Annotated in this window: 12 protein-coding genes; 10 read left to right on the forward strand and 2 right to left on the reverse strand. The window is 41.9% G+C overall.

Translation table 11 applies throughout. The features are described 5' to 3' along the window. The first annotated feature begins 185 nt into the window (after nt 1-185). From yidD to PY364_RS02805, 3 genes are all read left to right on the forward strand, one after another. Nucleotides 186-410, forward strand: coding sequence for a membrane protein insertion efficiency factor YidD (gene yidD / locus PY364_RS02795; protein ID WP_275520344.1), 225 nt, complete (start codon nt 186-188; stop codon nt 408-410). A 480-nt stretch (nt 411-890) separates the two neighbouring features. Beyond that, nucleotides 891-2,099, forward strand: a complete 1,209-nt coding sequence (locus PY364_RS02800; RefSeq protein WP_275520346.1) for a response regulator — start codon at nt 891-893, stop codon at nt 2,097-2,099. A 133-nt stretch (nt 2,100-2,232) separates the two neighbouring features. Then, nucleotides 2,233-3,204, forward strand: coding sequence for a glycosyltransferase (locus tag PY364_RS02805; protein WP_275520348.1), 972 nt, complete (start codon nt 2,233-2,235; stop codon nt 3,202-3,204). 157 nt (nt 3,205-3,361) lie between these two features. Here PY364_RS02805 and PY364_RS02810 read toward each other — a convergent pair whose 3' ends face one another. Next, nucleotides 3,362-3,586 (reverse strand): hypothetical protein, encoded by a 225-nt coding sequence (locus PY364_RS02810; protein ID WP_275520350.1) that lies wholly within the window; start codon nt 3,584-3,586, stop codon nt 3,362-3,364. Nucleotides 3,587-3,783: 197 nt separating this feature from the next. On the opposite strand from PY364_RS02810, the gene PY364_RS02815 reads away from it, so the two are divergent. From PY364_RS02815 to PY364_RS02825, 3 genes are read left to right on the forward strand one after another with little or no spacing between them, the layout of a single operon-like run. After that, entirely contained in the window at nt 3,784-5,181 is a 1,398-nt protein-coding gene (locus PY364_RS02815; protein ID WP_275520352.1) for an NACHT domain-containing protein, read from the forward strand. Continuing rightward, a complete protein-coding gene (locus tag PY364_RS02820; RefSeq protein ID WP_275520354.1) occupies nt 5,174-7,390 on the forward strand; it encodes a WD40 repeat domain-containing protein in 2,217 nt (738 codons plus the stop codon). The genes PY364_RS02815 and PY364_RS02820 overlap by 8 nt, the downstream gene beginning before the upstream one ends. Next, complete coding sequence (locus PY364_RS02825) at nt 7,387-8,469, forward strand: ATP-binding protein (RefSeq protein WP_275520357.1); 1,083 nt, start codon at nt 7,387-7,389, stop codon at nt 8,467-8,469. Before PY364_RS02820 ends, PY364_RS02825 begins: the two co-directional genes overlap by 4 nt. 27 nt (nt 8,470-8,496) lie before the next feature. Here the strand turns inward: PY364_RS02825 and PY364_RS02830 are convergent, their stop codons facing one another. After that, on the reverse strand, nt 8,497-9,447 hold the full coding sequence (locus tag PY364_RS02830; protein WP_275520359.1) for a tetratricopeptide repeat protein: 951 nt from the start codon (nt 9,445-9,447) through the stop codon (nt 8,497-8,499). A 133-nt stretch (nt 9,448-9,580) separates the two neighbouring features. Here PY364_RS02830 and PY364_RS02835 point away from each other — a divergent pair, with 133 nt between their 5' ends. From PY364_RS02835 to PY364_RS02850, 4 genes are all read left to right on the forward strand, one after another. Continuing rightward, nucleotides 9,581-12,148, forward strand: a complete 2,568-nt coding sequence (locus tag PY364_RS02835) for a glycosyltransferase (RefSeq protein ID WP_275520362.1) — start codon at nt 9,581-9,583, stop codon at nt 12,146-12,148. Between the two features lie 88 nt (nt 12,149-12,236). Next, entirely contained in the window at nt 12,237-15,737 is a 3,501-nt protein-coding gene (locus tag PY364_RS02840; protein WP_275520364.1) for a glycosyltransferase, read from the forward strand. 132 nt (nt 15,738-15,869) lie between these two features. Beyond that, nucleotides 15,870-17,192: a beta-xylosidase gene (locus PY364_RS02845; RefSeq protein WP_275520366.1), complete on the forward strand. Its 1,323-nt coding sequence runs from the start codon at nt 15,870-15,872 to the stop codon at nt 17,190-17,192. A gap of 50 nt (nt 17,193-17,242) precedes the next feature. Then, on the forward strand, nt 17,243-18,196 hold the full coding sequence (locus tag PY364_RS02850) for a GDP-mannose 4,6-dehydratase (RefSeq protein WP_275520441.1): 954 nt from the start codon (nt 17,243-17,245) through the stop codon (nt 18,194-18,196). Nucleotides 18,197-18,271 lie beyond the last annotated feature (75 nt).

Genomic DNA, 18,271 nt, shown 5'->3' on the forward strand with positions numbered 1-18,271 from the left:
GGGGGAGCAGGGGAGCGGGTGAGCAGAGGGGCAGGGGAGCGGGGGAAGATGGGGAAGATGAGGAAGATGAGTAATTAGCAATTAGCAATTAGCAATTAGCCATTACCAATTACCAATTACCAATTACCAATTACCAATTACCAATTACCAATTACCAATTACCAATTACCAATTACCAACTAACAATGAAAATATTACTAATTGGATTAATTAAGGGCTACAAAATTTTAATTTCTCCTCACCTACCTCCTGCCTGCCGATTTCATCCAACTTGTTCGCAATATGCAGTAGAAGCAATAGAACGATTTGGGGTTTTGCAGGGCGGGCAAATGGCAATTAGTCGCATCTTGCGCTGCCATCCTTTCCATCCCGGCGGTTACGATCCAGTGCCTCCGAAGGATGAAGAATGAAGAAGAAGGAATCAGGACTCAGAGGGACAAAGCAAATTTTATTTCTTTGAGAACTTACATAACGCCGCTCTCTGGGCGGTGTCTTAACCGCCCCAGGGGGCGGCGTTACGGATATATACTCTAACATTCTGGTCTGTTGCGATCGCAATTACCACTTACCAATTACCCTTATCCGAACTGATGTGTCGCAGCCTGTAGGTATAAGACCCCCCAGAAAGGCTTCTACGCTCACCCACCGTAACTTCTCTTTGATTTCTAAGGATTTTTACTATAATTTTAAGTAATCTGCCCTACAATCTGTAGCAGTGTCTATTGACAATTTAAAGATTGCGTAAAGTTGGATTGCCAAATACTTAAAGTGTAAGTTAATATTTAAAAATAGGGGGAATTACACAGCTATCCTAACTTCAGTGATATTACCGATCTCCCGACATCTAATAAATAATAAAATATCAATGGAGTAAGAGGTTGTGGATTAATATGTCAGCCACCGCTACTGGGTGCAAGATGCTGTCCGATACCCTGGCTGTACTTAGCCAGAGGCGGGCTACTGGAAAATTGCTCCTAGAGCACGGGGAGCAAAAATGGCAACTTTACTTTTTTGACGGGTGTATGCTCTATGCTACCGGGGGATTGCACCGCTCTCGGCGCTGGTACAGGGCGATCGCGGATCATTGTCCTGATTTTCGGGTAAATCTTCACCAAATGGCTGCGGAGGAGCTTTGGGAATATCAACTCCTACAACACGGGATTGCTCAAAGAGAGATGAGCGTCGAGCAAGCCAAGGGTATTATCCGCAGCAGTATTTATGAAGTTTTCTTTTCCATCGCTAATCAGTCAGGCTTGAAAAGAAAGTGGCATCTCTACAAACAGCCTCTTTTTCCAATTAATCCCCGTTTGCTGATCTCAAAATTAGAAAGCGAGCAAATGCTTTTGGATAATCAAGAACTTTGCCAAAAGTGGGAAGCGATGGGTTTGTCGCACTTAGATCCTGATCTCGCACCGATTTTAAAACAGTCTGCGAGTTTGGAAAGTCGAGTTAGTTCTGATTCTTTGCTGGCTTTGAGCAACCACTTCAATGGTCAGAATACTCTCTGGGATATTGCTTTGAAGAAAAAGCAATGTTTGACAGTGGCAACTCGCACTTTATATCACTTTGTCAAGCAAGGTCTAATTGATTTCCGAACGGTACAGGATTTGCCTTCGCCGCTGGAACAGTGGCGCTTAGCGGCGGCGATCGTTCAGCCGGTGCGCCCTTTAATTGCCTGTATTGATGATAGCCGTGCGGTTTGCGAGTTTTTAGAGCAAATTCTGGTACCTGCTGGGTATCGAGTTGTGAAAATCCAAGACCCGATGAAGGGAATAGCGACTCTCGCCGAGCAAAAGCCTGCTTTAATTTTTTTGGATGTGATTATGCCGAAGGCTAGCGGTTTTACTCTGTGCAATTTTTTGCGGCAAACTCCTGCATTCCGGGACACTCCGATCGTATTTTTGACGGGTCAGGATGGTATTGTCGATCGCACGCGAGCTAAGTGGACGGGTGCGACGGATTTTGTGAGTAAGCCTCCTACTGCGGAAAAAGTTTTACAAGTGGTTGAAAAATATTTGAACCTAGAGGGCGATCGCAGTCAACAATTAAGCAATAATCCGTTAATGAATCCTAGCGGGTTGAGTTTGGCTGGCTCCTAATTACTGCATTTCTGTCTTCTGGTTGAGTAACAGCAGCTTTGGTGGGCGCTAGTGCGATGATATTTTTCTACGGTAAATGAGATGATGGTAGCGCCCAGTCTACAATAATTTGTCCTGCCTTAGCCTTCTATTTATGACACCTTTGGTAAGCGTGGTAATTCCCGCCTATAACTGCGCCTCTTATATTGTTCAAGCGGTGGAGAGCGTTCTCGCTCAAACTTACTCCCAGTGGGAGATAATTATTGTCGATGACGGCTCAAAAGACGATACGGTTTCAGTTTTGCAGCCTTACAGTTCCCACATCCGCTACGTTTATCAAAAAAATCAAGGAGTTTCTATTGCGCGTAATCATGGCATTCAGCTAGCGCGGGGCGAATTTGTCGCTTTTCTGGATGCCGACGATTATTTTCTCCCTGACAAATTAGCGGCCCAGATTGGAATGTTTGAGGCGCAACCTAACTTAGGAATAGTTCATAGTGGGTGGCGCAAAGTTAATAGTAAAGGTGAATTTTTGCAAGACGTTAAACCTTGGCAAAATGTCCCGAAATTGGATTTAGAGATGTGGTTGCGGTGGAAACCTGTGTTGCCAAGTGCGATGATGTTTCGCCGAACATGGTTAGAACGTGCGGGTGGTTTCGATCCTCGGTTTCCTCCGGCTGAAGATACGGATTTGGCTTTGCGTTTGGCTTTAATGGGGTGTGAAACTGAGTGGTTAAAGCAGGTGACTGTTTGCTATCGGCAGCACGAACAGAGTGCTATGTTTAAAGGTTTACCGCAGGCTAACTCTCTGGCAAAAGTGATAGAAAATTTCTTTGCTTTGCCGGAATTGCCAGGGAAAATACGGTTGTTAGAAAAGCCGATTAAGTATAGTACATTTGTCTGGATTGCTTGGTATTTGCACTCGAAAGGCCATCGCGCTGAAATGGTGCAGTTTCTACAGCGTTCTTGGGGTTATACGCCTTATTTGCCTGTGGAAACTGTTATTAACTGGGTGGAAAGTTTCGCAGAATTTTATGAGAATGAGAGAGATGATTTTGATGTTGATATGTTGGGGAAATCTGCGGAGTGGCAGCAGTTGATGCAGTGGGTAATTGTTGGTGGTTAGTTGTTAGTGGTTAGTTGTTGGTTGTTGGTTGAGTTAGGCAAAGAAACCGGGTTTCTATGAAAATCTTGGGTTCTTAACTAGGTATCTACAAAGAAACCCGGTTTCTGACCTCAGCGTGCGTAAGTTTTGATCCTAAATTCGCAACGCTTACCTTACTCTATTTAGCTGAAGTCTTTAGGACTATCTCAATTACTTGGGTATATCCCTTTTGTAATAAGGGCATTTTTTCAGCCAATGTTATCCAAGCAGAAGCGACTTGGGGCACTTCTAATAATAGAATAATCGCAAAGGTAATTAAGCAGTGGCGCTTTTGAGGATGAGAGGTTTCGCGGACTTGTTCTTTAACTTGGTTGTCTTGAGACTCAGATTTAAGCTGCAACATAAGATTTTTCTCAACTCGATAACAGCATCTTAAGAGATAGAAAAATAGACCTCAAGGGCAGTTAGGTTTAAGTGTAATTATGAACTGCCCTATTTTTTAGGGCAGATAGGGCAGACAGACAAAAACTATCTGCCCTTTTCAAGTTACAATAAGCTTGCTATAGTTGGAATATTCGCGGTAATAGCTAGAGATTTGCCATGCTTGAATCTGATAAAGTTCAATCGAGTGAACAAGGAAAAGCTAAACTTAGAGAAGCCTATAAAGAAGCAGGACTGACTATTGATAAACTTGCAAAAATGGCTAGTGTTAGTGAAGATACAGTTAAGCGGCTACTTGGGACAAAAGAATGTCCCAATGGGGTTGAAAGATTGGGAGTTAAAAATATTGCTAAAGCTTTGGGGATAGAGCCAACGGATATTATCGATCCGAAAGATTGGTATCCTCAATATGAGCTACCAGCAGAGTTTAAATCTGTCATCCAAGAAAAAATTAAGAAGTTTTGCGGCCGCCAATTTGTCTTTGATGAAATTGACCAATTCATCGGCAAAGAAACCAAAGGATATTTTACAGTTATCGGTGATGCCGGTATGGGAAAAACAGCCCTTGCAGCCAAGTTAATTTATGACCGCCAATACCCCTGTTACTTCAATATTTTAGCAGAGGGTCGCAATCGCCCGGAGCAGTTTCTTACTAGCATTCGAGAGCAACTAATTCAGCGTTACCAGTTGCAGAATACAGCGGCCGATGATTTACCAACTTTACTGGAAAAAGCGAGTCAAAAACTGGCAACCGGAGCACGGCTAATCATTGTTGTAGATGCTCTTGATGAAGTTGAGCAAGAACCCGGATATAACTTGTTATATTTACCGACGACACTGCCAGATAGGGTTTATTTCGTGCTGACGAGACGGCCTTACATACTGGAGAAAAAGCGGTTATTGTCGCCTGGAGTTCCCTTTCGCGAGTTGGACTTAAGGGAGGAAGAGTATATGAAATTGAGCTACATTGATATTAAAGATTATATTGGATTGTTTCTCCAAGATCCAGAGCATCAAGAGAATTTGCAAAAGTGGATTCAAGACCGCAACACGACGGCGGAGGGGTTTGTTGAGCAGGTGGCGGTTAAGAGTCAAAATAACTTTATGTACTTGCGCTATCTCTTGCCAGCTATTGCTAATGGTCAGTATAATAACTTGGAATTAAAGCAATTGCCTAATGGTCTTCAGGAGTATTATCAAAATCATTGGGTGAGGATGGAAATGGAGTCTGCACCCAATGAATTTAAGGTGATTATTCTCTTTATTTTAAAGGAGATTAAGACCCCAATTACTAGCAGTATAATTGCTGATATTGCTGAGCAAGATAAATATGACGTAGAAAAGCTTTTAGAGCGCTGGGTGGAATATGTACCGCCGGTGCAATTTTTGGGAGCGATGTGCTACAAAATCTATCACACCAGTTTTGCTGAATTTTTGGAAAGGAAAAAAGAATTGGAGCGGGAACGAAAGTTATTTAAAGAAGTAAATCGACGAATTGCTGAGTATTTTAGAAAGTACAGGCAGAGCAAAAAAGAGGCAGGTCAAAGCAATGGATGATTTGCTGGAAAAGGCTGTTTTTGAATGCGCTTATCTGGGAAGCTTTGCTCACAGTCTAGTATCGTCTGGGGAGTTAGAAGAGTATTGCGAACTTCTAACAGATTTTGATTTCTTGTCTGAGAAAATTCAGCACCCAGACTTTGGGGTGCAGGCGCTTATTGAGGATTACGATTTACTGAGCGAAGCAGAGGTATTGGCCCACCCAGAGTATCACGCAGAAAAAGTCAAGGCGTTGCAATTAATTCAAGGGGCGCTGCGGCTATCTGCTCATGTTTTGGCGAAGGATAAGACGCAACTACCGGGGCAATTATTAGGGCGAATGCAGGGATTTGAAATGTTAGAAATTAAAGCATTGCTGTCCCAGCCAAAGCAGACTAAAACGACTTGGCTACGCCCCTTGACTCCTAGCTTAACTCCCCCAGGCGGACTACTGCTACGCACTCTTGAAGGTCATAGCAACGAGGTTAATGCAGTGGCAGTCACCGCCGATGGCAAACGTGCCATTTCTGGTTCAAAGGACAACACTCTCAAAGTGTGGAATCTCGAAAATGGTGAGTTACAGTTCACCCTCGAAGGTCATAGCAATTGGGTTACAGCAGTCGCCGTCACTGCTGATGGCAAACGTGCCATTTCTGGTTCAGAGGACAAGACTCTCAAAGTGTGGAATCTGGAAAATGGTGAGTTACAGTTCACCCTCGAAGGTCATAGCAATTGGGTTACAGCAGTCGCCGTCACTGCCGATGGCAAACGTGCCATTTCTGGTTCAAGGGACAAGACTCTCAAAGTGTGGAATCTGGAAACTAGAAAGCTACAATTCACCCTCCAAGGTCATAGCAGTTTGGTTAATGCAGTCGCCGTTACCGCCGATGGCAAACGTGCCATTTCTGGTTCCTGGGACAGCACTCTCAAAGTGTGGAATCTGGAAACTAGAAAGTTACAATTCACCCTCCAAGTTCATAGCAGTTCGGTTGAAGCAGTCGCCGTTACCGCCGATGGCAAACGTGCCATTTCTGGTTCAGATGACCACACTCTCAAAGTGTGGAATCTCGAAAATGGAGAATTACAATTCACCCTCCAAGGTCATAGCGACTCGGTTAATGCAGTCGCCGTCACCGCCGATGGCAAACGTGCCATTTCTGGTTCAGAGGACAAGACTCTCAAAGTGTGGAATCTGGAAACTAGAAAGTTACAATTTACCCTCAAAGGTCATAGCAGTTGGGTTTATGCAGTCGCCGTCACCGCCGATGGCAAACGTGCCATTTCTGGTTCATTAGACAAGACTCTCAAAGTGTGGACTCTGGAAAGTAAAGAGTTACAATTTACCCTCAAAGGTCATAGCAGTTGGGTTAATGCAGTCGCCGTCACTACCGATGGCAAGCGTGCCATTTCTGGTTCATTAGACAAGACTCTCAAAGTGTGGAATTTGGAAACTAAAGAGTTACAATTCACCCTCCAAGGTCATAAAGGTTCAGTTTTTGCAGTGGCATTCACCGCCGATGGCAAACGTGCCATTTCTGGTTCATTAGACAAGACTCTCAAAGTGTGGAATCTGGAAACTGGAGATTTACAATTCACCCTCCAAGGTCATAGCAAATCGGTTAATGCAGTCGCCGTCACCGCCGATGGCAAACGTGCCATTTCTGGTTCAAGGGACAAAACTCTCAAAGTGTGGAATCTGGAGACTAAAGAGTTACAATTCACCCTCCAAGGTCATAGCAGTTGGGTTTATGCAGTGGCATTCACCGCCGATGGCAAACGTGCCATTTCTGGTTCAGATGACAACACTCTCAAAGTGTGGAATCTTCTGGAAACTGGTGAGTTACAATTCACCTTCCAAGGTCATAGCAGTTCGGCTAATGCAGTCGCCATCACCGCCGATGGCAAACGTGCCATTTTTGGTTCAAAGGACAACACTCTCAAAGTGTGGAATCTTCTGGAAACTGGTGAGTTACAATTCACCCTCCAAGGTCATAGCGACTCGGTTAATGCAGTCGCCGTCACCGCCGATGGCAAACGTGCCATTTCTGGTTCAGATGACAACACTCTCAAAGTGTGGGATTTATCCAGTGGGAAAGTTATTGCCAGTTTCACGGGAGAAAGTGCTATAACTTGCTGTGCCGTTGCACCTAATGGAGTGACAATTGTAGCAGGTGAAGCATCAGGAAGATTACATTTCCTACGCCTAGAAGGAATGGAGAAATCACCATGAACACCACCCCCATTCCCACCGCCTCAGAATTTCAGCAACACATCCGCGATAAGATTCAAAACTTTAGTCATCGCGCCTTCATCTTCACCCAAATTAACCAGTTCCTCACCCGCCAACCTCGCGGCTACTTCACCCTCATCGGCGCACCCGGCACCGGCAAAAGTGCTATCCTCGCCAAATATGCCGCCGAAAATCCCCACGTCATCTATTACAGTGCCGAACTGACAGGCAAAAATCAAACCGCTGAATTTCTCCTCACCCTTTGCACCCAATTACTGAGGGAAAGATTGAGTGCCAATGGCATCACCAATCAGGCCGGCGAAACCATCACCAACCTCCCCGATAATGTCACCGAGGGGAGTTGGTTTCTCTCGCTATTACTCCAGAAAATCAGCGACCAACTCGCACCCAATCAAAAACTAATTATTACCATAGATGGCTGCGACAGAATTGACCGCCACAGCCAACCCCCAGGCTCAAATTTATTTTATCTCCCCCGCTATTTGCCCAACCGTGTTTATTTTCTCCTCTCTCGCCGCCCCTTTCCCAGAGATAAATCGGGTTTGTTAATCGAAACCCCTTATCAAAGTTTGGATTTACAGGAATATCCCGAACAAAACCGCCAAGATATCCGCACTTATATTGAGAATTACCTAACCCCCTACCATTTAAACGAGGAACAATTCTGCGAAAGACTCACCGATGAAAGTGAAAATAACTTTATGTACCTGAGTCAAATTTTACCAGGAATTGCTAATAATATTTATCCCGAACCCTTCCACTGGCAACCGCTACCGCCGGGATTAGAAACTTACTATCAAAGTCATTTAGCGCGGATGAAAAACCCCGATTTATCTGCCATTGAATTAGGATTATTGAGGGTATTAGCCGCAGAGAAACAGCCTTTATCTGTAGAAACGATGGCGGCGGCAATTAATGAAGATGAGTATGATGTGGAAGAAGTTTTAGAAAATTGGATTGAATTTTTAATCGCGGAATTGATAGAGGGTGAAATTCATTATCGGCTTTATCATCGCCATTTTCAAGAGTGGTTAGGCGGCTTGTTCCCATTTTTATAGCTTCAAAAGAGCATCTCCTAAAGTGTGCTAAGCTCCGAAGAAATTGGGATTAAGTTCGATAGCACGGCGGTAAGCTGCGGCCGCTTCTTCCCATTTTTCTAGTTTAGAAAGAGCATCGCCTATATAATAGTAAGACGAAGCGAAATCAGAGTTAAGTTCAAGGCTAAATCGATAAGCAGCAAGAGCTTCTTCCCACTTGTCCAATTTAAGAAGAGCATTACCTAAATTGTAGTAAGACCAAAAGTAATCGGGATTGAGATCGAGCCCAAAGCGGTAAGTGGTTACAGCTTCATTTAAGAGTCCTTTTGCTTGCAGAGCGTTTCCTAATTTGTAGTATAATTCAGATATATCTGGCTGGAGTTGAATAGCTTTGCGATAGTGAGCGATCGCATCATCCCACTGTTCCAGTGAAGTTTCAATTTCTGCTAATTTATAATAAGCTTCGTAACAACTTGGATTCAAATAAATAGTGCGGAGGTAACAGATAACTGCTCTTTCTACTTTATTTTGCGCCATCAAGCTAGAGGCGACATGGAGAAATGTTTCACCCGTGAAATCTGGCTCTAACATCAGAGCAATATACCAGAAATCTGCGGCTTCCTCTGGCTTGCCAATTTGCTCAAATAGTCTAGCTAAGTTGCGATAAACTCCCGCAAACTTGGGTTGGAGAGTTAAAGCTTGCTGGTAAGATGCGATCGCCTCTTGCCACTGTTCGAGGTTAGCATAGAGACTGCCAAGGTTAGCGTGGACATCGGCTAAATTCGGATCGAGTGCGATCGCCTTATTGTACCATTGCTTTGCCTCTTCTAGCTGACCTTGAGTTTGCAGCACCTTACCCAAGATTTTACAAGCTTGGGCCGAGTTTGGCTCAATTTGTAGAGCTTGCTTGCACGAAGCGATCGCTCGATCTAACTTTCCTTCATTTAAATCTACTTCTGCCTGTCGCAGCAAATCAAGCACTTCTGTTTCTGGATTCACTATTCTGTTATCCTATAGAGTTGCAAACGTCAGTAAAATTGTATTCTACAAGCTAAACAGGGATAAAAAACCCGTATAGCACGTCTAGATCTGGGTTGTGCTGCTTTCCTCTTCCCAATTACTTCAGAAATTCATGTTAACGGCAAATTCGACACCGCGCGTCAGTGTAATTATCCCAGCATATAATGGCGATCGCTACATCGCGCTAGCGGTAGAAAGCGTACTGAACCAAACCTATAAAAATTTAGAAATTATCATCATAGACGACGGTTCAACGGATAATACTCGCGAAATATTACAGCCCTATTTTAACAGAATTCGCTATCTTTATCAAGAAAATCAAGGGGCCGCCGTTGCCAGAAATCGTGCTTGTCAGTTAGCGAAAGGAGAATTTTTAGCTTTTCTCGATAGCGATGATTTATTCTTACCAGACAAACTAGCAAAACAGATCGCTTGTTTCGATGCCAACCCCGCCTTAGATATGGTACAAACAGGTTGGTTTATCATGGAGGAAAAGGGAGAAAATATTTCTGAAGTCAAGCCTTGGCAACAAGCACCAAAATTAGATTTAGAAAGCTTTATTTTATATAAATGTGTACGTCCCAGTGCCATGATGCTACGGCGAGAATGGTGGGAACGCTTAGGCGGTTTTGATGGTCAACTTCCCACAAGCGAAGACTTAGATTTTGTCTTACGTTTATGTTTAAAAGGTTGCCAAGCTGTATGGTTAGAAGAAATACTTACAGGTTATCGCCAGCATAGTTCTAACCTAATGTCTAAGGGATTCGTCGTTATGAAAAACACAGAAACCGTGATGGAAAAATTTTTTACTAGACAGGATTTACCACTTCATATCCGCCAGTTGCAAAATCAAGAACGCTATGAATCTTTAAAGTGGATGGCATGGCGTATGTATCGAGACTCGCATCTCCCAGAAATGGTAGAATGTTTAGAGAACATCTTAAAATATACGCCATTTTCACCCACCGATACTATTTTAAATTGTTTAGATACTTTCCGCATAGTTTCTCAACAATATGGCGAAAATTTTGATACCAATACCTTCAGTAAGTTACCAGAATGGCAAAGTATTGTTTTGATGATAATGACTAATTCAGTCAAATCCCAACAGAGTTATCGTGCCAAAGAGCGCAAAAAGCGAGCGCACATTTTACTCTACAATACCGACGACCCAGGTGTGGGTGGATTAGCCCAATATAACCATACAATTCTCTGCCATTTAGCAGCATTAGGTTATCAAGTAACCTGCGTACAAACCAAACATTCTAGCCCCTTAGTTGAACGAGAAAAACGGCTAGGAATACAACACTTATGGCTAGATTTCAGTAGTCATCCTAATCTAGCCAGAGTATTAAGAAATACCGAAGATGCCACCGAGACTTTTACCATCAATAAACCCGATTTAATTATCTTTAGCGATGGCTGGCCATTTTCCAACTTTGCCGCTAAACAAGTAGCAATCCAGATGAAAATACCCTACATAATGGTAATTGGTTTAGTCATGCCAGAAAACGTAAATTTTTCTTACGGAGATGTACCTTATATAGAAGGAGTATTATATCAATGTTTGCAAGCTAAAGCCGTAATTGTTGGCGCTTACGAACATTTGAATTTATTGCATCAAGATTTCAAATTACCCAAAAATCTAGGACAAGTAATTTATTTAGGACGTTCTCCTGAATACTTTACACCTCCTAATACTACCGTGCGTCAACGGTTACGAAAAGAACTAGAAATTCCCGAAGATGGGATTATTTGTTTCACAGCAGCGAGATTAGCACCCATTAAAGGACATCGCTATCAAATCGAAGCAATTAAGCAATTAAAACAGTCTCCGGTGTGGGAAAAACTGTATTTTGTCTGGGCAGGAAATAGCATCGGTAGCTATCAAGATGTAGAAGCAGAATTGAAAGTAACAATTAAAGAATTAGGCGTAAGTGATAGAGTTAAACTCCTTGGACAACGTTGGGATATCCGAGACTGGTTAGATACTAGCGACATATTCATTTTAACCTCCCTTGGAGATGCAGCACCTTCCTATGCAGTTATGGAAGCAATGGCCAAAGGATTGCCCGTAATTGCCTCAGCCGCCGGCGGCATTCCAGAAGGACTTGGTGATACTGGAAAATTGTTACCAAATCCCAACATTGACCCAGAAGGAACAGTTAGAGAATTAGTAAAAATCATAGAAAATTGGGCAGTAAATCCAGAATTAAGGCGAGAAATTGGTCGAAATTGCAAACAGCGAGCCGAACAACTTTTCCAAGAAGAAAGAATGCTTAGGGAATCAGTAGCAGCCATCGAAAAAGCTTTAGTATCTGATGACAAAATAGATAAATCTGTAACGCCTAAAAATGCTCGATGGATGGCAAAAATAGAGAAAAGATTGCAATACAACTTTTTAATCTGGCAAGCTTGGCAAGCGTACTATAAACGAGATAACAGCGGAATGCAAAACCTCCTTCAAGAATCATTAAAATACACACCATTTTTAATTACCGAAACCCTATTAAACTGGGTACAAAACTTTACCAACTTTGCCACAGAAAACGGAGAATCCCTAAATACATATTCCCTAATTAACTCCCTAGAATGGCAACAGATAGTTAATTCTACATTAGGACTTGAACCAATATCTTCTCCCTCCTCAAATACTCCAATCGTGCTAAATCAAACCTAACATCACCCCCCTCCCTACCTCTTCCCTCTGCGTCCTCTGCGCCTCTGTGGTTAATCAAAAAAATCCATAGCACAAAAACCAACTCATAATGACAAATATAACACCAAGAGTAAGCGTAATCATCCCAGCATATAACGGTGACAAATACATCATCCAAGCAGTAGAAAGCATCATCAACCAAACCTATAAAAACTGGGAAATTATTATCATAGATGACGGTTCCACAGACAACACCCGCCAAGTCTTACAGCCTTATTTAGACACAATTCGTTATCTCCATCAAAGGAATCAAGGAGTCGCCGCCGCCCGTAATTGTGGCATCCGAGAAGCCAAAGGTGAATTAATTGCTTTCTTAGATCAAGATGACTTTTTATTCCCCAATAAATTAGCCGCCCAAGTTGCCATATTTGATACTCAAACTTCCCTGGGAATCGTCAATAGTGGCTGGCAAATTGTTAACGAAAAAGGCGAAACTATTTTCGATGTCAAACCCTGGGAATACTTGCCTAAACTTAACTTAGAAACTTGGCTGGTTTATATGCCTCTCCTTCCCAGTGCCATGATGTTTTCCAAGCATTGGTTAGAAACATTGGGCGGCTTTAATTCTCAGTATGATTCCGTAGATGATGCTGACTTAATTTTGCGTTTAGCCCTATCTGGCTGCGAAGCTGATTGGTTAAAAGAAGTCACAGTAGCCTATCGTCAACATGGGCAAAATGTGTCTATCCAGAGAGCGCTTAAACAAGCTAACCTTTCTATTCAATTAAAACGAAATATATTTAATAGAACCGATTTACCAGAAAATATCCGTCAATTAGAAAAGCCAGCTTTTTACGAAGGACTAACCTGGATGGCATGGCAACTTTACTATAGCGGACATCCCGTACAGATGGCGGAGTATTTGCAACAATCTTTGTCCTATACTCCATACTCAGTGATTAGAACTATCATAGATTGGGTAAAGCGCCTCACCGCAATTTCTCAAGCTTACGGTTGTGAAATTGATGGTTTTACCCTGAGAAACTTACTAGAATGGAAACAATTAATCGCTAATATTTTACCCTCTAAAAAAGTCAGAGTTAGTGTGATTATCAATGCTTATAATTGTGAAAGCCATATTGTCCAAGCCTTAGATAATATTCTTAACCAAACTTACCAAAATTGGGAAATAATTGTCATAGATGACGGTTCCACAGACAATACCCGTAAAGTTTTATCACCTTATTTAGATTTAATTCAGTACATCTATCAAGAACATCAAGGCACAGCAATTGCTAGAAATCGCGGTTGCCAATTAGCCAAAGGAGAATTTTTAGCTTTTCTGGACGGGTCTGATTTTTTCCTACCAGAAAAACTCGAAAAACAATTAGCTTATTTTGATACCGACCCCACCTTGGATATGGTACAAACAGGTTGGCTAATAGTCGATGAGAAAGGGAAAGATATTCACCCAGTAATGCCTTGGCAACGGTTGCCCAAATTAGATTTAGAAAATTTTATTAGCCATAAAAATATTCTTCCAAGCGCCATAATGCTGCGGCGAAAGTGGTGGCAAAAATTAGGAGGTTTTGATGCTCAATTTATTGTAGGGTCTGATTTAGATTTTGCTTTGCGTTTGGCTTTAAAAGGTGGAAAATCAGCCTGGTTAGAAGAAATCCTGATTTGTGTTCGTCAACAAAAAGATCAAATCATATATAATGAATCTAACTCGATCAAAAACATGGAAAAAATTATGCAAAAATTATTTACCAGACCAGATTTGCCTGAGAATATTCGCCAGTTAAAAAGCAAAGAACGTTATGAATCCTTAACCTGGATGGCTTGGCAAATGTATCGCGATGGTCATTTTACAGAAATGGCTGAAGCTTTAGAAAAATCATTATCCTATAGCTTTTTTACCCCAACAGAAACGATATTAAATTGGGTGGATGCTTTTAAATTTTATTACCTAGAATCTGGTCAAAACTTTGATGCAAACTCCTTAAGTTCTTTACCAGAATGGCAAGCAGCAGTGACAATGGCGATGAATCATCCCCATCAATCTACCTCCGCTACCAGTTTAACTTCTCACAAGCATCATCCCCATATTTTACTCTACACCGAAGATCACGGAGTCGGGGGAATGGCTCAGTTTAACCATGCACTTTTATGCAAATTAGCTACGGAAGGTTACGACGTAACTTGTGTACAAACCGAAACTTCTAATCCCTTAATTGTTAAAGAAAAAGAACTCGGTATCCGCCATATTTGGTTAGGCTTCGACACCATGAAAGAGTTTTCCCGCATCGCCTATAATCAAGCCGATGCTGAAAACATTTTCTCCCAATCTTTCCCAGATTTAATTGTATTTAGCGACGGATGGCCGATGGCAAATTTTGCCGCTAAACAGGTAGCAATTAAAATTGGTATACCCTATATAATTGCTTTAGGTTATATCGATCCTTCATATTCCAAATTCTCCCGATGGGATAAAGTTTCTTACGTAGATGCTGTCTCCTATCATTATGCTATAGCTAAATCACTTGTAGCCGTTTCTTCTGAGAATTTGAAATTATGTAGAAAAATGTTTAAAATGTCTCAAAATTGGGGTAAAGTAATCTATTATGGCCGGCCAGATAGTTATTTTACCCCCCCCATGCCGACAACTCGTAAACGCTTACGAGCAGAATTAGGCATTCCCGAAGATGCCGTAGTCTGTTTCACAGCGGCGCGTCTAACTCCAGTTAAAGGGTATCAGTATCAATTAGAAGCAATTGCCCAATTAAAACAGAGTCCAATTTGGTCACAAATTTACTTTGTTTGGGCTGGCCCCGGCGCAACAACTCACGACAATCTCGAACCAAAATTGAGGGAAACTGTCATAAATTTGGGAGTAAGTAATCAGGTGAAATTCTTAGGTCAACGCTGGGATATTTCAGACTGGCTAGATGCCAGTGATATTTTTATCTTACCATCAAAAGCCGAAGGAATGCCTTTAGCAATCATGGAAGCAATGGCCAAAGGATTACCCGTAATTGCCACTGCTGTCAGCGGTATTCCAGAAGAATTAGGGGAAACCGGGAAGTTATTACCTAACCCAAATTTTAACCCCGAAGGAACAGTAAAAGAGTTAGCAACCACCATAGAAGCCTGGGTAGCTAATCCCGAATTGAGGCAATCTGTAGGCGAAAAATGTAAATTAAGAGCCGAAACAATGTTCCGGGAGGAAAGGATGGTGCAAGAATATATTGATGTCATTGCCCAAGCTTTATTGCCGGATAAAACTGAGGATAAATCATCCTTAAATCCCCGATTGGCAGCACAGATTAAATTATTAGAAAGCCGATTACGTTACTGTTCTTTGGTTTGGACTGCTTGGCAAGCTCATAGTCAGGGAAATATTGCTGAAATGTTTGATAATTTAAAAGAATCTTTAAATTGTACACCGTTTTTAGCAACAGAAACTATTTTCTATTGGGTGCAAAACTTTGCCAATTTTTATGCGGAAATTGGCAAAGAATTTGATAGTTACTCTCTCATAAATTCATCAGAATGGAAAGAATTGGTAGCTACTGTATTTGGGGATTTAGTCCCCCTAAATGTCCCTTAAAAGCGGGACTTTTCTTGTTTACCCCTTTTTAGGTATGTAGTTGCGCTTCAGCGCTCTTTCATACTCTAAGAGCGCTGAAGCGCAACTACATACCTGTAATTTCTTGTCAAATTAAAATTCACTAAACGTAATATGCAAAGAAATACAATCATTAAATTTTTCGCCAAAATCCCCCAATTTTTGTTAGCTTTTGTCACAACTATATTAATAGTATATTTCTGGCAAAACCCAACTTTTGGACAGTCACAAGCTAACGTAATAGTTGATTTTGCTGCACCACAAGCCACTAATTCCGTTAGTGGTATGCTGCACGGCATCGACCCCCAAAACCCACCAGATAGTATGATTACACCCCTTAAACCTAAACTTTGGCGGGCAGGAAGACTGGATACTTACGATCGAGTTGTCAAAGCTGGTGCTGAGTTTCAATTAGTAGTTAGCGACCTCTGGGGATATGGAGCTAATCCGAATGGATGGCCCTATCAAAATTATCCTGCCTGGGAAGCTTTTGTGCGACAACTTGCTCAACAAAATAAAGGAAAAAAAATTCTTTGGGATGTCTGGAATGAACCTGACTGGGCAAATCCTTTTTGGGCTGGAACCAGAGAACAATTTTTTGAAACCTATAAAAGAGCTTATCAGGTTTTGCGTCAAGAATTAGGGCAAGAAGCAATAATTGGAGGCCCAAGCATTGCCATTTATAGCAAAGAGTATCTTACCGCTTTTCTTAACTACTGCAAAGCCAATAAACTTGAAGTTAATTTTTTATCTTGGCACGAACTGAATGATGATTACATTTTGTTTGTTGACGATCATTTGATTGAGGCTAGACGCAATTTCATCCAAAGTCCATCTTACGCAAGTCTAAAAATCAAAAACCTTTATGTGAATGAGATTGTCGGAGAGGTAGGACAGTATAGACCAGGAGATATTCTTGGTTATTTCTATAATTTGGAAAAAGGTCAAGCCGACGGTGCTTGCAGAGCTTGTTGGGGTAGCTTGGGGCCCAATAAAGTTAGTAATTGCTTTAATAATACTCTGGCTGGGATGGTGACACCTAATTCTTTTCAGCCTAGAGCAGCTTGGTGGGCGAATAAAGCTTATGCTGATGGAGCTAGTTCGCGAGTGCGAAGTCAGTCATCCTCTGAGAGGGTTGTAGCTTTGGCTAGCAAGTCAAATTCTAGCGGGAAAGCACAGGTATTATTAGGCTATTTCGATCGGAATAATTCCTCCTCAATCAGACTTAATGTTACTCTTGCAAACTTAAAACAGCTCAATGTTGCCCAGAATGGTAAAATCCATCTAAAATTAGAGAAAATTCCTAATGCTCAAGAGGCGGCTGTGCAGAAATTAGTGATTTTGAAGGAAGAGAATGTGTCTATTGGAAACGGAACATTGAAATATGTTATTCCTAATTTTGGTCTACATGAAGCCTATGTGTTGACTATTGGCTAAGTGATACCGTAATGATGTAATTAAGAATAGAATGTTGAGGTTTAGTTGTGATAAAAAGAGCGTTAATTTGTGGTATTTCTGGCCAGGATGGAGCTTACTTAGCTGAACTACTGCTTAAAAAAGGATATTTTGTCTGCGGAACTTCGCGAGATGCCCAAATGTCTGAGTTCCGAAACCTCTCTCGTTTAGGCATCCGCGACTCCGTGAAGATGGAATCTATGTCTTTGAATGATTTTCGCAGCGTCTTGCAAGTCTTGACAAAAATTCAGCCCGATGAGGTGTACAATTTAGCGGGTCAGACTTCGGTGGGACTGTCGTTTGAACAGCCAGTTGAAACTCTGGAAAGTATTGCTACTGGGACTTTGAATCTTTTAGAAGCGATTCGGTTTACTGGTGGCAAGGTGAAATTATATAATGCCAGTTCTAGTGAATGTTTTGGCAATACGAGGGGTTTGGCGGCGGATGAAAATACCCCTTTTCATCCCAGAAGTCCCTATGCGGTAGCGAAAGCAACGGCTTTTTGGGAGGTAGCAAACTATCGGGAAGCTTACAATTTATTTGCGTGTTCTGGTATTCTATTTAATCATGAATCACCGTTGCGACCAGAAAGGTTCGTAACGCAAAAGATTGTGGCGGTAGCTTGTAGAATCGCTGCGGGAAGTTCGGAAAAGTTAAATTTGGGGAATATTTCAGTACAACGGGACTGGGGATGGGCCCCGGAGTATGTGGAGGCGATGTATTTGATGTTACAACGGTCGGAGGCCGATGATTATGTAATTGCTACTGGCAAAAGTTATACTTTGGAGGAATTTGCAAAGGCAGCTTTTGCTTATTTAGATTTGGATTGGCGGGAACATACGGTGATTGATGAGAGTCTGTACAGACCTACTGAGATTTCTATTGGTCGTGGAAATCCGGGTAAGGCTAAGGAAAAGTTAGGTTGGGAGGCGAAGTATAAAATGCAAGATGTTGTCAGAATGATGGTGGAGGCGAAAATGGTTTAGTTCTTAAGGGCAAACAGATTTTTTAGCAATTTGAAAGTAAAAATACTTGGGCAATTTTCAGATTAATTAATGACC

This window comes from Kamptonema sp. UHCC 0994 (assembly GCF_029167235.1).
GTDB lineage: Bacteria > Cyanobacteriota > Cyanobacteriia > Cyanobacteriales > Microcoleaceae > Kamptonema.